Source organism: Flavobacterium sp. WG21 (assembly GCF_000335775.1).
GTDB classification, from domain to species: Bacteria; Bacteroidota; Bacteroidia; order Flavobacteriales; family Flavobacteriaceae; genus Flavobacterium; species Flavobacterium tructae.
This window is the reverse complement of the sequence record NZ_AMYW01000010.1, coordinates 110393-128676: the sequence shown is the minus strand read 5'-3', so window position 1 is coordinate 128676 and position 18284 is coordinate 110393. Positions and strand designations below refer to the sequence as shown.

Genomic DNA, 18284 nt, shown 5'->3' with positions numbered 1-18284 from the left:
CTTAACTAAACAATGATTTCAAAAAAGGCAATAGAAGATATTTACCAGCTTTCTCCAATGCAAAAGGGAATGCTTTTTCATAATTTAGTAGGACAGACAAGTTCATATATCTGTCAGTCCTCATACACTATTAAGGGCGACCTGAATCTAAAGGCTTTGAATAGAAGTATTAATGAACTGGTTGCTTGGCATCCTATATTAAGAACCTCTTTTATTTCTGAAGTAGGAGATGAGCCTCTTCAGGTAGTTCTCAAAGATCGAAAGATTGTAATTGACTTCAATGATATAAGAGGTCTGGAGAATTTAGAGAAAGAAGTCCAAATTAATGAAATCAAATTAAAGTACAAAGTCGAAGGTTTCAATTTAAGTAAAGATATCCTAATTAAGTTTTCAGTACTACATGTTGATGAGAAAGAGTTTATTTTAACTTGGACATTTCATCACATATTAATGGATGGATGGTGTGTTAGTTTACTTGTTAAGGATTTTTATAATTTGTATTACAGTTTTGTAAGTGAAAAACCTTTATCATTAACCCCATCAATGCCCTATAAAAACTATATTCAATGGTTAAAAAATAGGGATAAGGAAAGTTCTATCAGATTTTGGGAATCTTACCTTAAAGGTTATAATCAAAAAGTACTATTTCCTTCTTCTTTGAAGAAAAATGATGAAAAAAACAGTATCGACGATCTTGTAGATAATGAATGTAATTTTGAATTTGATCAGGTACAAAAACTAAAAGAGCTATCAACAACACTTAAAGTTACGGTAAATAGCATTCTTCAAGCTATTTGGGGGATTATTATTAACAAGTACAATGATGCAAATGACATTGTATTTGGGTCTGTAATGTCCGGAAGACCATCCGATCTTTTAGGAATAGATAGTGCTGTAGGTTTATTTATAAATACGGTGCCAATACGAGTTAAGTATAGTGATAATACGAGCTTTGATCAATTGGTACAATTAGTATGGGATGATTCTAAAAAAATCAATAATTTTCAATACGAATCATTAGTAGATCTTCAAAAACTTACCACTCTTAACCAAGAATTAGTTAATAGTCTTTATGTATTCGAAAACTACCCAGATGCAGATAATTTTTCTTCAGATCTTATCAATTCAGAAATTGATGAAAAAGATGTATTAGAAGTTAAAAAGCATAAAATGCATGAAGAGAATAATTATTCTCTTACGTTGATTTGCGTACTGGATGATACTTTGACTCTTAGGTTGGAGTATGATAAATTAAAGCATAGTAAAGAGATAATTCATGCAATGCTTTCTCATTTTAAAAATATGGTCAATCAGATTCTTGAGAAACCTCATGTAAATATTTCTGAACTAAAACTGGTATCAGAGACTGAACAAAATAATATTTTATCACATTGTATTGGTGAGATAAAAAAAGCATCTCCTCATCAGCGTACTATCCATCATGTTTTTGAGGAAGTTGCCGAAAAATATCCGGATGCACCTGCATTAGTTTTTAAAAATTCTAATACTACCTATGCGCAATTAAATGCTGAAGCGAATAAACTTGCCAGGTATCTTCGCGCACAGTATGCAATAAATCCTGATGACAGGGTTGGTCTATTAATGGAACGATCTAATCATATGATTGTGGCGATTCTTGCAATTTTAAAAGCAGGTGGGGCTTATGTTCCTATAGAAGTAGGTACTCCTGTTAAAATGAAGGATAAAATAATAAATGATGCAGATGTAAAGTTAATTATAGCAGATTCTCATTTTGCATTTGATTTGATTGATTTTTATCATGGACCATTATTCGCTTTAGATATACAGGTCGATGAATACGAATCTCAATTAGATGATAATTTGGAAAGTATCAATCAAGATAAAGATTTGGCATACATTATCTATACGTCCGGTTCCACAGGTATCCCTAAGGGAGTAGCCATTGAACATAAAAGCGTAGTAAATTTAGTTCGTGATACACAATATGGAAATATTATACCAAGCGATCATATCTTGCAATTGTCGAATTATGCTTTTGATGGATCGGTGTTTGATATTTTTGGGTGTTTGTTAAACGGTGCAACACTATTTTTAATAGAATATCAATCCATAGTATCTACAGAATTGCTCTTTGATTATATTCGAGATCATAAGATTAATAAAAGTTTTATTACTACATCTTTGTTTAATTTGTTAGTTGAAATGAACCCGCAATTAATAAGTTATTTCGATAATATATATATTGGAGGCGAGCAATTATCACCAAAACACATAAGGAAAGCTCTTAAATATAGAAAGAACGCTGATTCATTAGTTAATTCTTATGGACCAACGGAAGGAAATACATTTGCGTGTTACTACAGCATTGAGGATGTTCATGAAGAAAACATGTACATTCCTATTGGAAAACCTCTATCCGGACGATCTGTTTATGTATTGAATCGTGATTTGCAAATAAACCCATATTTTGTGGTAGGGGAAATATATCTTGGTGGGGAAGGCTTGGCAAGAGCATATTGGAATCAAGAAACCATGACGGAAGAAAAATTTATATTGAATCCTTTTAATCATGAGGAAAGACTATATAAGACAGGAGATCTGGGTAAATTAATGCCAAATGGAGACTTCATTTGTTTAGGTAGAATAGATAACCAAATTAAACTTAGAGGCTTTCGTATTGAACTTGGTGAAATAGAATTTTATCTTAACCAACATCCGAATATTAATGTTGCAATTGTTTTAGTAGAAAAAGACGATGTCTATGGCGATAAGCTAGTTGCCTACTATAAAAGCGAAATTACCCTTGAAGATGATGAGATAAAATTACGATTGGCTGTTCACTTACCTGATTATATGATTCCGGGCACCTACATCCAAATTAGTGAATTACCATTGACGATTAATGGAAAATTTGATCGTAAATCTCTCTTAAAATTTACAAAACAAAAAGGGAAAGAAGTTACGGTCCCAACTAATAACACTGAAGAAGTGGTGCTTCGACTCTGGATAGAAGTTCTTGGGAAAGAATCGATTGGAATAGATAATGATTTTTTTAATGAAGGAGGAGATTCGCTTCGCGCTATTAAATTAGCGGTTAGAATTAATAAAGAGTTTAAAACTTCTTTTAATATTTCATTTGTTTTTGAAAGCCCGACAATTAAAAAAATGGCAGTGGCAATCTTAAATTTTGATTCTCCATCTACAGAAACGACCGATTTATTACCGATTCCTGATGCAGATTATTATGAAGTATCATATAGCCAGCGTAGACTTTGGTTATTGCATCAAATAAATAAAACGCAACAAGCATATAACATAACATCCAATTATAAGGTAAAGGGTGATTTTGATTGTAATATTTTTAATCAGGCATGGAAACTATTAGTAGATAGACATGAAAGTTTAAGGACTGTTATTGTTTCGATTGATGGAATGCCATATCAGAAAATTCAGCCTGTAGGAGAAAACCATGACGTAGTTTTTATTGATATGTCAACGGAGAAAGACCATAATCAAATTGACTTAGATAGCATTTTGGCATACCAATCTAATCATGTTTTTGATCTTACTTCAGGACCGTTGGTTAGATGTTTATTGATCAATATTGATAATCATACGCTAGTTTTAAGTTTGATTTTTCATCATATTGTTACCGATGGGTGGTCAATGAATATTATGATAGATGAATTAATTCAATTGTACTTAGGAATTTTAAATAAGCAGGAAAATATTCTTCCCCCTCTGGCTATTCAGTACAGAGATTATGCTAATTGGCAAAATAATTTGTTAAAAGGAGATTATTTAAATTCACTTAAAGAGTATTGGTTGAATAAGCTTTCGGGAACTTTACCGGTATTAAGTATTATACCTGATAAACGAAGACCAAAAATTAAATCATTTAATGGTGATGTAATTAGGTTTGAATTTAGTGAAGAGATTTTATCCGGCCTAAAGAAGATAGGAAATGAAACAAAGTCAAGTTTATTTATGTCTCTAACGGCGATAATAAATTTATTGTTACATAAATATTCTGGTCAGGAAGATATCATAGTTGGTTCTCCGGTAGCAGGAAGACATCATGAAAAACTAGAAAACCAAATAGGATTTTTTATTAACACACTTGTATTAAGAACTACTTTTGACAAGTTTCAGGATTTTTACAAATTACTAAGTGATGTTAGGAGCACTATTATTGAAGCTTTTGATCATCAATCGTATCCTTTCGACCAGTTAGTTAGTGACCTGAGATTAGAAAGAGAAACATCCAGGTCACCATTGTTTGATGTGATGTTAGTATTGCAAAGTCAAAATAAACTGCAGGAAATTCAACCAGATGTTCAGAACAAATTTGAGGTAGAAAGTTACCCCGTAAAATCACAATCGAGTCATTTTGATTTAACTTTTGAATTTGTTGAATCAAAAAATAATATTTCAGGTTCAATTGTATACAATACAGATATATTTAGTAGGATCCGAATAGAGAGAATGATTGGACATCTGGAAAAAATTACTACGCATGTGTTAAATAACCCTAGTACAATTTTAAACGATGTACCCTATCTTACAGCTGATGAATACACAGAAGTTGTCAAAACATTTAATGATACTCAACAGGATTTTCCAGTAAATAAATCTCTTGTAAGTCTATTTGAGGAACAAGTTCTAAAATCGAATACTGAAGTTGCAATATTATATGGCGAGAAACGGATTAGTTTTGGAGACTTAGAGGAGAGGAGTTCTAAACTTGCCTTTAAGTTAAGAAATAATTACGGAGTCAATAAAGGAGATTTGGTTGGGCTATTGCTTGACAGGTCAGATTACATGATTGTCTCAATATTAGGTGTTTTGAAAGCAGGAGCTGTCTATGTACCAATTGATCCGGAATTTCCTTTATCAAGAATCGAATTTATCATGAAAGACGCGGCAATTAATTTGCTGCTTACAGATAGTTTTAATAGCGATGCAAAAGTTACAGATAGATGTAATAAAGTTATCGTTGTTGACGAAGAGGATTTAGGTGATGAAAGATCCTTAGTCGATATTGATGTAAAACCTGATGATACGGCCTATGTTATATATACATCAGGATCAACAGGGAATCCAAAGGGTGTAATTGTATCCCATAAATCGGTAGTAAATCGGATTGATTGGATGTGGAAATCATTAAATTTTAGTGAAGAAGATATAATTTTTCAAAAAACTCCATACATTTTTGATGTTTCAGTGTGGGAATTATTTTTGCCCCTTTGCTATGGAGCAAAAATGGTTATTTGTGGCAAGGAAGTCATATACAATCCAGATCAGTTGTTGCACCATATTGATTTATACAATGTAACTACTATTCATTTTGTACCAACAATGTTTAATTTTTTTATAAGTGCTGTCAATGATAGTAATAAGCATAAATTAAAGACACTTAAAAGATTAATTACAAGTGGTGAGGCTTTATCTAATACTACGGTTGATGCCTTTAAAGAAAAATTTGATATCCCATTATATAATCTCTATGGACCTACGGAAGCGACCGTCGATGTTACTAGTTTTATAACTGAGAAAGGATTAGCCTCTATACCAATTGGAAAGCCTATAAATAATTGTCAGATTTATATTCTTGATGGTGTGATGCAACCTGTTGCAAAAAATGTCTCAGGTGAGATTTGTATTGGCGGGGTAGGGGTAGCAAAAGGGTATTTGAACCGCCCTGAGTTGATGACTTCTAAATTTGTCAACGATCCCTATAACAAGGGATGTAAACTCTATAAAACAGGAGACATTGGATATTGGGATGAACATGGTAACATTGAATTTCAAGGAAGAATAGATGATCAAGTGAAAATAAAGGGGTTTAGGGTTGAACTTGGTGAAATTGAGAATGTCTTAAAAAATTGTAAAAATGTTGAAGAGGCCATAGTAATAGCGACGGACAATGCTGATGGCATTAAAGAGTTAGAAGCATTTATACTTAGCGACGTAAACCTTACAAGGGATGAAATTATAAGTGAACTCTATGAAAATCTTTCAGAGCATCTGATTCCTTCCAGAATCTATCAAATTGCAAATATACCCTACACAGCTACAGGAAAAGTTGATAAGGTCGAGTTGGGTAAATTAAGATCAAAAGAAGTTAGAAATAATGTAGCGAAGCACGTAGAGCAATTTTCAGCAAAAGAAGAAGTACTTCTTGATGCGATACAAAAAACACTCCATTTGCAAGACCTTAGTCTTGATTCCAATTTCTTTCATTTGGGAGGTGATTCTATAAAGGCCATTATTATTACAAATAGGCTTTTAACGAAAGAATACAAATTGTTAATTAGCGATATCTTTAAGTTTCCGATACTGAGCGTAATGGCTAGCAAAATGTTATTTCAGCCATTTAAGGATGAATCTGAGACAATTGTAGGAGAAGTGCCTCTTACACCTATACAACGAGAAATAGTAAAACGTAATACGGTAGATGAACACCATTATAACCAGGCAATTACTCTTCGTCTTAAAGAAAATTTCAATAAGGAAGCAATTATACCAATATTCGAAAAAATTGTTGCACATCATGATGCTTTGAGAATTGTAATAGTAAAAAATAAAGAAAATCAAATTGTTCAATTTAATAAGGAGGTTGGTCAACCTATTGATTTTAGTGAAATTGATTTAATTGGCTCATCAAACTTTTACGAAGACCTACAGCAGCAATGTGAAATAATACAACAAAGTATTGTATTGGATGAAGGACCGTTAATGAAATTAGCTTTTATAAAATCTGATTACGGGAATCTGTTATTTATGGTTACGCATCATTTGATAACCGATGGGTTTTCATTGAGGATTATTTTAGAAGATTTAGAATTATTGCACAGTCAGTACCTATCAGGAGAAACCTTTGTTTTACCAGCTAAGACTACTAGTTTTAAAGGTTGGGCAGAAGCATTGTTGGAGTATGGAAATAGTAAAGATTTTTTACTGAAGGAAAAAGATTTTTGGAAAAAGAGTATTGCCAGAAAAGTAAAACCTATCGCTCTTGATTTTGATTTTGCCGAAAATTATTTAGGAGATCGTAGTGTCAAACAAATTCATTTAGATAAATTAGAGACTTCTTTCTTGTTAAATAAAATGAATATTGTGTTAGATTTACAAATAAATGATATATTAGTCTACAGTTTATGTGCTGCTTTAAAAGATACTTTTGGCAATTCTGAAATAGCAGTAATGATGGATGGACATGGTAGAGAAGAGTTTTTAGAAAATGTAAATATCAATAGAACAGTTGGGTGGTTTACTAGTGTTTATCCTGTAATAGTTGAATTGTCAGAAAATGACATGATCAAAGAAGATTTAGAAAAAGTGAAAGAATCTCTAATACAGGTTCCAAATAAAGGGATTGGTTTCGGTATTCTAAAATTTTTGACAGATGATGTGCATAAAAAAGATATAACTAGTAATCTAAAATTACAAGTAAGCTTTAATTATCTAGGACAGATGGATAAAGAATTAAAGTCTGATATCTATGAAATTGAAAATCTTCCAACTGGGGACAAAATGAGTCCAAGACTCCAAAGTGAATATAATCTGGATATTTCTGGAGCAATTATAAACCAGCAATTATTTATGGCTATTGCATACAGTAGAAAGCAATATAAGGATAGTACAATCGAGATTATTGCAAACAACTATATCTCAAGATTAAAAACTGTTATTGAAACAATTCAGGAAGAAGAAGAAAATTTTATTAAATATAAATCATAAATAAATTAAAAATGAGAAACAAATTGAAGGTTTTATTAGTTGCATTTTTACTGATAACTGCAGGATATGAGGGGTATGCCCAAAAAAATAAGAAAAACTATGGGGTCGATTTAGAGAAAAGTGTATTACGCTGGAAAGGAAAGAAACTAGTAGGATATTCTCATGAAGGAATTCTAAAATTATCAAAGGCCGAATTAGTACTTGAAGATGCTAAAATTATCAATGGCTTTTTTGTTGTCAATATGAATAGTTTGCTTGATAGTGATGCTATTAAGGACCCAAAGCAGATGGATTTAACCAATCATCTTAAGGCAGAAGATTTTTTCGATGTAAAAAAATATCCTGTTGCAACTATAAAAATTACAGGAATGACACCTATTAAGGATAATCCGGATGCTGGTGAAATGAACCATATTTTGACAGGTGAGCTTACAATTAAAGGAATAACAAATAAAGTAGGTTTCCCTGTTGCAATTTCAGTTATTAAGAACTCATTTGAAATGAAAGGAACATTAGTTTTTAATCGCTCTAAGTGGAACATTAAGTATGGGTCGGGATCATTTTTTGATGGACTGGGAGATGAAATGATTAGTGATGATATAGAAGTGAAAATTTTCGTTCAAGCAAAGACTATCTAACACTCCTTAGCTTAATTTTAAGCCTATATAATATTAACTTGTTAAACAAAGCAATAAAGGAGTATTGTTTTAAATGTTTGACAGTGGTAGATCATAATTTATGCATTTTTTAGTTTTTTTTCAAAGAGAGTCGAAGTTTTTTTATGTTAATTTATTTATATTAAGTGTATTCAATAGTTTATTGTATTCGGGAATGCTTTACATTATTACCAGTACAATAAATCAGAAAGAGCTTTTTATTTGGAATGATTTTAAGTGGCAACTATTTTTATCATTTACACTTTGTTCGTTTATTGGGAATAAACTTTTTCAAGATTATTCATCTAAGCTTAGTAATCGTGTTGTGTATCGGGAGGAACTTTCGATCTTGCAGAGATTAAAGGAGTGCTCCTATAACGATTTCGAGAAAATAGGTACAGAGAAAGTATATACTGCTTTGGAAGATTCCAAAGTTCTTGGAGGAATTCCGGATTTATTGCTGACACTTCTTAATTCTTCAATTATTACTTTCTGCGGCTTAGCATTTTTGTTGTATACTTTTCCTTTGGGTTTCATTTTGGTATTAATTATTATAGTAACATTGTTTCTGTTTTATTGGTATCGGAATATAGAAATTCAAAAAGATTTGAATAAACTAAGAGATGCACATAACGAGTTTCATAAATATTTAAGAGATTTTCTATTCGGTGTAAAGGAATTGAAAACGAATTATAATAGAAATGAAAATGTGTTTTCTCATCTTCAAAGCAATAACAGTATGATTAAGGCTTTAGACCTTAAAACGCTGCGAAAGTATATTTTTAATGAGATAACCGGAAGCTATAGTTGGTATCTGGTGTTATTTGTTATAATGTTCATTTTCCCGGTGTTGTTTGATTTTAATAATGAGAAATCTACAACATTTATCATGGTGATATTTTACTTAATGGGGCCGGTATCTGCTATAATAGGCTCAATAGGTACTCTTACCAGAATTAAAATTGCATTTGAGCGAATTGAAGAATTCCAAGCTAGTACTAGCTCCACTTTAAGCCTTTATAAGTCATCTGATAAAACGGAAGAAGCTTCGTATTTTTCAGATATTGAATTCCGTGATGTGTATTATGAACACACTGATGAAGATAGCAAGACAAAGTTTAAACTCGGTCCGTTAAATCTGAAAATTGAAAGTGGAGAAGTGATTTTTGTCACAGGAGCTAATGGTAGCGGAAAGAGTACTTTTATGTATATCTTGTCTGGACTTTACAAACCTGTTTCAGGCTTAATTTTAGTGAATGGAAAAGAGGTAGACTCTTTGATGTTCTTAAGTAAATATATATCTCCGGTATTTTCTGATCATTATTTGTTTGGTAATAATTATGACAATATTGATTTTACAAATTCAAATAAAGAATTGCAAAGATGGATTGAGCTCTTTAAATTAGAATCTATCATACAGTTATCCCGTGAAAATAATCTTATAGATGTAAATTTATCCAGAGGACAGCGTAAAAGAATGTCTCTGGTATACGCTATAATGGAGAACAAACCCTTGATAATATTAGATGAATGGGCTGCGGAACAAGATCCTCATTTTAAAAAGTATTTCTATCAAGAGCTTATAGAATACTTGAAATTACAGGGAAAAACTATTGTTGCTATAAGTCATGATAACCAGTATTTTAATGCAGCTGAGCGACATATTAAGTTTGAATTTGGAAAATTAGAAAAGGATGAGAAGATTTTTACTTGTTGATTAATCAGGATGAATGCATAAAAATATCTTAAATGATAGTAGCAGAAGGTAAGTAAAATAGCTTAAAACTTCAGTATTCTCTATTTAGTAATTTATGTAGATAATTTACTACAATTTAACGACTAATTAAAAATGATTCACATATTGTATTCTTATCTTTCCGAAGAAGATCATGAATTTATTTTACAAAAAGTTACCGGATCTTTTTCACAAGATTATCGCAGAAAAATTTCGAATTACAAGAGATGGCAAGACACTCAATTATCGGTACTTGGCAGAGTTCTCTTAGTTCGTGGATTAAAAAACTTAAACAAGACTTTTTATGATGAAAATATGCGATATACCGAATTCAAAAAGCCGTATTTACTAGATGAAAGTTTACAATTTAATATTTCTCATTCTGGAAATATCGTTGTTTGTGTAATAGCAGATAGGGAAGTTGGAATTGATATTGAAATCTTAAAAGAGATGGATATTGAAGATTTTAAATCTCAAATGACTCCTACGGAGTGGAGAAAAATGCTTTTGTCAACAGACTTGAAAACGTCTTTTTTTAGTTATTGGACTCAAAAAGAATCTGTTATGAAAGCCCTCGGAATGGGTTTGTTTCTTCCTTTGTCATCATTTGAAATTACGAGTGATGCAACTAAAATTGGAAGTGATTTTTATTGTTTAAAAGAAATTAAATTAGACAAAAATTACATGTGTCACTTAGCTGTTAAAAATGAAACTAATATAAGGCTTGATTCTATTGAGATGATAAATGTTGTAACTGCTGTAGAACAACTTTTTTGAATTGAAAAAACGATGTTCTTTTAAGTAGGAATTAAAATTAAAATATTTATGGAATTAAAAGAAGGCTCTCTGTTGTTTGAGATTGCAGCTGAGGTATGTTATAAAATGGGAGGTATTTATACGGTATTAAGTACAAAAGCTTCCAATATGGTTGATTTATGGGGAGAGAATTATTGTTTAATTGGCCCATATTTACCAATAGATTACAACGATGTATTTAAGGAAATGGAACCGGAAGAGTTTGATTCGAGAATTAGTCAAGTGATCAGATACATGAGAGATTTAGGTTATGAAGTACATTGTGGTAAATGGCTTATTCCCGGACAACCTAAAGTGATATTATTAAATCCATTTATTGAGATGGAAGATTTCAGTGATTTTAAAGCTAATTATTCCTCATCTTTTAATATTGAGTTTCCATTGTCAAGAGCACTAAATATGTTTCTTAATTTTGGAGCACAGGTGAAATTACTAATGGAATTATTGTCTGAAAATCTTCCGTCAAAACAAATTATATCTCATTTTCACGAATTCAATGCATCGTACGCTATTCCAATGATGAAAAAGGAGGCTAGTGATGTTTTAATCGTGTTTACAACGCATGCCACTGTTATGGGACGTCATTTGGCACATCAAAATAACAATTTTTATCAGATGTTAGCCAAAATCAATATCGATGAGGAAATAGATTTATTGAAGAAAAAGCATCCGATTACAATGATTAATGCAGTTATGGAACAATTAATTGCAAATAAATGTGATGTTCTAACTACCGTTAGCAAAATCACAGCAGAAGAATGTAAATTTCTATTAAAACGTAGTGTTGATGTTATTACTCCAAATGGCTTTAATAGTGAAATTTTTCAGAATCACGATATTAGGAGAGAAGAAAACAGAAAGAAAGTCTTAGAAGCTGTCTCGAAACAATTGGGGGATTATCTTCCTCAAAATGATAAAACATTTATCTTTTTTGCATCCGGAAGGTTTGAATATTTAAATAAGGGATTTGATATCATAGTTGAATCACTTGGCAAGCTTAATCAGGATTTAAAAAAATCAGGTGCAGGAATAACAATCGTAACGGTTATTATCACAGATGCGCCGGCATTAGAATATTCAAAAGTTGGTTTAGAGACTGCTATTGTATATCGTAAAGTTAAAAAGAAACTGCAAAAATTTTTAAAACAGATAGGTGGTGATATAATAACCCATCGATCTATAGAAATTCCAAATGATGACTTTATCCTTAGGGATAGTAGAAAATTTAAATTGCAAAATAAAATGAAGGATAAAGTTTTTATGCTTTATCACCCGGATTTCATGACAAAATCAAGCCCATTATTTGGAATGAATTATTACGATTTTGCGATGGGTTGTGATCTTGGAATTTTTCCGAGCTATTATGAACCTTGGGGATACACACCTATTGAATGTAATGCTCTGGGAATTTCAACAGTAACTAGCGATACTTCTGGATTTGCTCAATTTGTTAGCTCGATGGTTGAACAACCTGAAGATGCAGGTATTATTATTCTTAACAGAAAAAATGTTAATAAGGATAAAGTTATTGATGACTTGAAAAATATTTTATTAAAATTTACTGATAGTCAACAGAGATATGGGGAAATTTCTCTGGATATTAAGGATTTGTATCAATGGAATAAATTCATTAATTCATATCAAGAGGCATATAGATTGGCAGCATTAAAAAAAGAGACTTTGTCCAGTCGAATTTAAAGTTAAAAGAAAAATATTGATAAAATTGAATGTGTAAATATATAATTATGAGTGATTTGTTATTTTTAAAACCAAACGTTGTTGTAGAGCCATTAATTGATAGATGGTTTGCCTGGTCACACCTAGTTTCACCCGCAACTGCAGCAATGAATATTAAAGGGAGGCATTTGAAAATAATGAATTCTTATATTCAGGCACCGCAAATTCATGCCGCTGCCGTAAAAAACCCAAAGATGAAAGGAGGGCCATTTATGGACCTGGGAGGAAAGAAAATAGAAGAAGTTAAAAAGCTTAGAGATTTTACGTTAGTCGATAGAAAAGAAATGATCGAGCTTGCGGAAGCAATTACCGAGTTAGAAATTATGCTTAAATATAATGCTACTGGATATTCATTGGACCCTTTATACGAAAAGGTGCCAGAGATTTTAAAAGGATATGTAGAATTAGTTTATGATCTTAATAACAATGCCTCCTTTAGATTTTTTGAGTCTCTGCTTTATCGCAGTAAATTTTATCAAACAGCTTCCCAGAGTATTGCATTATGGATAACAAATAATGATGAAAGACCCTTTTGTCTTAGTACACCAAAGGTAGATGATGAAAATGTTTTAATAATGAATATCCCGTTTGATCATGATGGGATTGACGAATTATGCAAAATGAAACGAGTGGGAGGAAGTTATGATCGAATTAAAGATAAGTTAGGAATTAAGGCAGAGGAAGAACAACTTTTTAGATCTCTTTTCACTACTGAAACACCAATGCCATATTCGCAATATAAAGGAGATAAAATTAGAATGAGATATTTTGGGCATGCTTCTATTTTAATCGAAACACCTCAAACGAGCATATTAATTGACCCAATAATTAGCTATTATGGATATCAAACAGATGTTTCCAGATACTCTGATATTGATTTACCTGATGAAATTGATTATGTTCTTATAACGCATAATCATCAGGATCATATCTTATTAGAATCACTTTTGCCATTGAGACATAAGATTAAGAATTTGGTAATTCCAAGATCAAACAATGGATCTCTTCAAGACCCTAGTCTCCGACTTATGTTTGAGAATATTGGGTTTAAAAATATTATTGAGATTGAAGAAATGCGAAAGGTGCAATTCGATGATTGTACAATAACCGGAATTCCTTTTATTGGAGAACATAGTGATTTAAATATTCAGGCAAAAATTTGTTTTCATGTTGAGATTGGAGAAAACTCAATACTGTTTGTTGCCGATTCCTGTAATGTTGAACCTAAATTATATGAGCATGTAAGGAATGAGCTTGGCGACATTGATGTTGTTTTTTTAGGAATGGAATGTGACGGAGCTCCTCTTACTTGGCTATATGGGCCATTAATGTCCGAAGAATTTCCACGTGATAAAGATAACTCGCGTCGACTTGCAGGATCAAACTTTGAAAGAGGGAAAAGTTTAGTAGATACTTTCAATCCTAAAGAAGTTTATGTATATGCTATGGGGCAAGAGCCTTGGTTGGAGTTTATCAGCAGTATAAAATATACTCCTGAATCTAATCCGATAATTGCTTCTGACAAACTGATTGATTATTGTAAAAATAAAGGATTAATTGCCGATAGATTATTTGGAGAAAAAGAGTTGCTTTATGAAAAAAAAAGTAAATAATAATTCCTGGATTATACTATAACTGCCAATTTTTTATAAAAACTAAATGAAAAAATATGAATGAAAAAATAAAGTTATTTTGTTTTCCTTTTGCTGGCGGTAGTAAATACTCTTTCAATTTATATTTAGAATATGCCTCAGAAAACATTCAACTAATTCCGTTCGATTATCCCGGTAGAGGCGCAAGAATAAATGAAATTTTGCTGTCGAATATTGATGAAATTGTTGAAGATGTTTTCAAGAGTATCAAAGGGCAATTAAATGAACAATACGCATTTTATGGGCATAGTATGGGTAGTTTAGTGGCTTATTTACTAATTAAAAAACTAATAAAACACAACCTGCCTTTGCCTTTTTATTTATTTGTATCTGGAGCTGGAGGACCTTCGGTACTCCAGCCTAAAGAACGATCAACACTTCCTACAGATGAGTTTATCAATGAACTTAGAACTATTGGAGGTAGTCCCGAATCAGTACTCGAAAATAGTGAATTAATAAAATTTTTTGAACCGATATTACGTACTGATTTTAAATCTATTGAAACGTATAGCTACGAAGCGACAACTAAGTTTAATATCCCAATTTCTGTAATCATTGGAGATCAAGAAGGTATTAGTATAGAAGAGGCTAAAGCATGGGGTAGGGAAACCTCTTTAGAGGTAGACATTGAGGTATTACCCGGGCATCATTTTTTCATTTATGAGCATCATGAAAAATTAATGAGTTTGATAAATGAAACATTATTAGCAAGTGTTAATGTTAATTACAATGGCTAAAGATAATAAAATAATTATTGTAACTAACAGGTTACCATTTAGTTGTGATGTAGATAAAGATAGGATAAGACTTATTCCTAGCGCAGGAGGTCTTATAACAGGGATAGGTACTATATATCCAAAAAATGATACACATTTATGGATAGGATGGGCGGGGGCCGTTGCAATTGACAAAACGAATGAGAACAGAATAAAGTCGATGCTAAATGAAAAAAGATTCGAACCTGTTTTTATGTCTAAAAAAATGTATATAGAACATTATAATGGTTATTGCAATCAGGTTCTTTGGCCAATATTACATGGGTTTACAAAAAAGGTTGTTTATCAGCAATTTTTTTGGGAATCTTATATAAAGGTTAATAAAAAATTTTGCATACAGTTATTAGCTACATATACAAAAACAGGTATCATTTGGATCCACGATTTTCATTTAATGTTACTGCCAACATTACTTAGGAAAAAAATACCAACTGCCAAAATTGGTTTTTTTTTACATACACCATTTCCTTTGTATGAAGATGTATGCAAGGTCCCGGAATATATTGAATTAATAAAAGGATTGCTAGGGGCGGATTTGATAGGTTTTAGCATTCTTTCATATAAATTAAATTTTATAGAAACTTTGAAAAAAATTGGCTACGAAGTTTATGATGATAGATTTTTAATAGTTAACGGCAAACAAGTTAATATTGATGTATTTCCAATTGGAATTGATTTTAAAGCGTATGAGAAGCTTTCTTTGTCTGCACAAGTATCAAAAGAAGTTCAAAGGATAGGTAAATTATTTACAAATGAAAAACTCATACTATCTATAGATAGGTTAGATTACATTAAAGGTATTCCTGCTAAGTTGAGAGCTTTTGAGCTTTTTCTTCAAAATAATAAATCAAAGATTGGAAAAGTTCAACTCCTACTGATTGTTGTGCCTTCAAGAGTAGAAATAGAGGACTATAAGATATTGAAAACAGAAATTGAAGAATTGGTTACAGATATTAATAATTGTTATAAAGAACTTTCCTGGCTTCCGATAATTTATAGATACAATTCATTTAGTCTTGTTGAAATTTCATCATTTTATAAATCGGCAGACATTATGCTTGTAACTTCTCTAAAGGATGGAATGAACTTAGTGTGTAAAGAGTATATTGCTAGCAGAGAAAATTATTCAGGTGTACTTGTTTTAAGTGAGGAAGCGGGTGCTTCAGATGAACTAAAGGAAGCGATTTTAATAAAACCAGGTTCGTTAACAAACGTTGCAAGGGGAATTGAAAAAGCAATAAATATGTCGCTCGATGAACAGCAACAAAGAATGAAGATTTTAAAGAAAAAAATTAGTCTTAAAGATGTATTTGATTGGAATAGAACATTTTTGGAAAAGTTAGAAGAAATTTAAATTAGATAGTATTGTATTGATCAGGGGTGTTTTTTATTAGATATAATTAAGAATAAATATGAATAGAATTTGCATTATAGTTTTTTATTTTGGTGAAATGCCTTGGTATCATAGTTTATTTATGGAATCTTGTATGAGAAATAAGTCATTTGATTTTCTCTTTTTGAGCGATTGTTTTTCTTCTGTAAAACAATATAATAACATAACTGAGCAGCCTTTTACTATCAGTGAGTTTAATGAGTTGGCAAGTAATAAATTAGGTTTTGATGTTTCGGTTAAAAACGGACTTAAAATGTGTGATTTCCGTCCTGCTTTTGGCCATTTGTTTTCTGAGTATTTAAAGAATTATGAATTTTGGGGGTATTCAGATACTGATATAGTACTTGGGAATTTGGGAAATTTTATCACAGATAAAATACTTTCTAATTATGATTTTATATCAGTAAGAAAGGAATATCCTTCTGGTTTTTTTGCTGTTTATAGAAATGAAAATTTTATAAATAAATTATTCTGTCAAAGTGAATCATATAAAGAACATTTTGTAAAGGATGAAAATACTTTATTTGAAGAATGTGGAGGGTATTACTATCATCTAATCAAACTTAAAATGAATATTTTAGATACAGAATGTCCATACGATACTTTTCATCATTTATTGGAGCGCAATAAAAATCAAGTTCGTTCTTATTATGAAAATCTATCTGTTGATGAAGTGGAAAAGAAAATTACACTTATCGGTAATCAGTTATTTTACAATAATAAAGAAATAATAATGTACCATCTTACAAATTTTAAAAAAAATTATTTCGTAAAAAAACCAAATTGTAAAATTTCAGATTCAGACTTGTACTTTTTTAGGTATAGTATCCGAAAGAAATCTCCCATTAACTTTATTGTAGGTCAGTGTAATGATATTTTCAAAGTTTTATATATGTCACTAAGTACTTTTATAGATTCAAAATTAAAACGCTCTGTAAAAGTTTTTGATGTTAGAGGAAATTATAGATATATGCAAGGAATAGCTGAATTTACAGAACTTGAGGGTAAGCCAGTAATATCTTATGATGGGTTTATGTTTTCAGTTGTTAGATCTTTATTTGAAAGAAAAAAATTTTATATATGTGATGTAAATGCTTATTTAGAAATTAATAATGAGAATTTACTAACAGTCATTTTTTTTAATGGAGATAAGATTATCTTGACGAAAGAAGAAGTATCTGTATAATATGAGAATGCTGAGTTTTTGAAGAAAAGTCAAAAAGAAGTATAAGGCCACAATTAATTCAACTCCAGCCCTAAAAAAAAACGAGTTAAAATATTGTTTATTAATATTTTAACTCGTTTTTTTGTTTCTCTATTTGCCGATGCAGAAATTAATATTCCAGTATCTACTGGGGTTAACAGATGTCGAGGTACATGTAAAGTACAAATCTGAACAAAATAAAACGAAATAAAAACGTACAAACCTTTCAATCGAATGACAGTATTTTGTTCATTTATGAACTGTATTTTTAAGAACACACATTAATCCAGAGGTTAGTGTAAAGTTATAGAATATATTTGGAAGAAAAATAATTTTATTTATATTTTATTAAGAGTAGAGCAGGATTCGAACCTAATCGTGTAAATCTCTGCTTATACAGCACTTTTAAAAATTTTCAATCTACTGTACCACGATTTTGCCACAAAACTTAGAATAATCAATTTCTGAGAACATTATCTTGTTTTAAATGAGCTATGTAATTCTACTTGAATCAAAAATAGGCAATTCCTTTTGACAAATGCGAGAAATTAATAACCTTAATTTTCCTTTAGCAAAGCAGGAGGTAATTT

Annotated in this window: 9 protein-coding genes; all 9 read left to right on the top strand. The window is 31.0% G+C overall.

Features of this window, described 5'->3' with window-relative positions:
- Positions 1-12 precede the first annotated feature (12 nt).
- The 9 genes from C245_RS0110175 to C245_RS0110135 all read left to right on the top strand — a co-directional run bounded on the left by C245_RS0110175 (position 13) and on the right by C245_RS0110135 (position 17676).
- Complete coding sequence (locus tag C245_RS0110175) at positions 13-7725, top strand: non-ribosomal peptide synthetase (RefSeq protein ID WP_017496493.1); 7713 nt, start codon at positions 13-15, stop codon at positions 7723-7725.
- An 11-nt stretch (positions 7726-7736) separates the two neighbouring features.
- Positions 7737-8363, top strand: coding sequence for a YceI family protein (locus tag C245_RS22910; protein ID WP_017496492.1), 627 nt, complete (start codon positions 7737-7739; stop codon positions 8361-8363).
- Between the two features lie 193 nt (positions 8364-8556).
- Positions 8557-10098, top strand: a complete 1542-nt coding sequence (locus C245_RS0110165; RefSeq protein WP_157495825.1) for a cyclic peptide export ABC transporter — start codon at positions 8557-8559, stop codon at positions 10096-10098.
- A 132-nt stretch (positions 10099-10230) separates the two neighbouring features.
- Positions 10231-10893 (top strand): 4'-phosphopantetheinyl transferase superfamily protein, encoded by a 663-nt coding sequence (locus tag C245_RS0110160; protein ID WP_017496490.1) that lies wholly within the window; start codon positions 10231-10233, stop codon positions 10891-10893.
- Positions 10894-10941: 48 nt separating this feature from the next.
- Positions 10942-12630: a glycosyltransferase gene (locus tag C245_RS0110155; RefSeq protein ID WP_017496489.1), complete on the top strand. Its 1689-nt coding sequence runs from the start codon at positions 10942-10944 to the stop codon at positions 12628-12630.
- Positions 12631-12677: 47 nt separating this feature from the next.
- The gene (locus tag C245_RS0110150) at positions 12678-14282 is read left to right on the top strand and encodes an MBL fold metallo-hydrolase (RefSeq protein ID WP_017496488.1); all 1605 of its coding nucleotides are present in this window, start codon (positions 12678-12680) and stop codon (positions 14280-14282) included.
- A 56-nt stretch (positions 14283-14338) separates the two neighbouring features.
- Positions 14339-15058 (top strand): thioesterase II family protein, encoded by a 720-nt coding sequence (locus C245_RS0110145; protein ID WP_017496487.1) that lies wholly within the window; start codon positions 14339-14341, stop codon positions 15056-15058.
- Positions 15051-16451, top strand: a complete 1401-nt coding sequence (locus C245_RS22905; protein ID WP_035746498.1) for a trehalose-6-phosphate synthase — start codon at positions 15051-15053, stop codon at positions 16449-16451. The genes C245_RS0110145 and C245_RS22905 overlap by 8 nt, the downstream gene beginning before the upstream one ends.
- Positions 16452-16509: 58 nt before the next feature.
- Entirely contained in the window at positions 16510-17676 is a 1167-nt protein-coding gene (locus tag C245_RS0110135) for a DUF6625 family protein (protein WP_157495821.1), read from the top strand.
- The last annotated feature ends 608 nt before the right edge of the window (positions 17677-18284 follow it).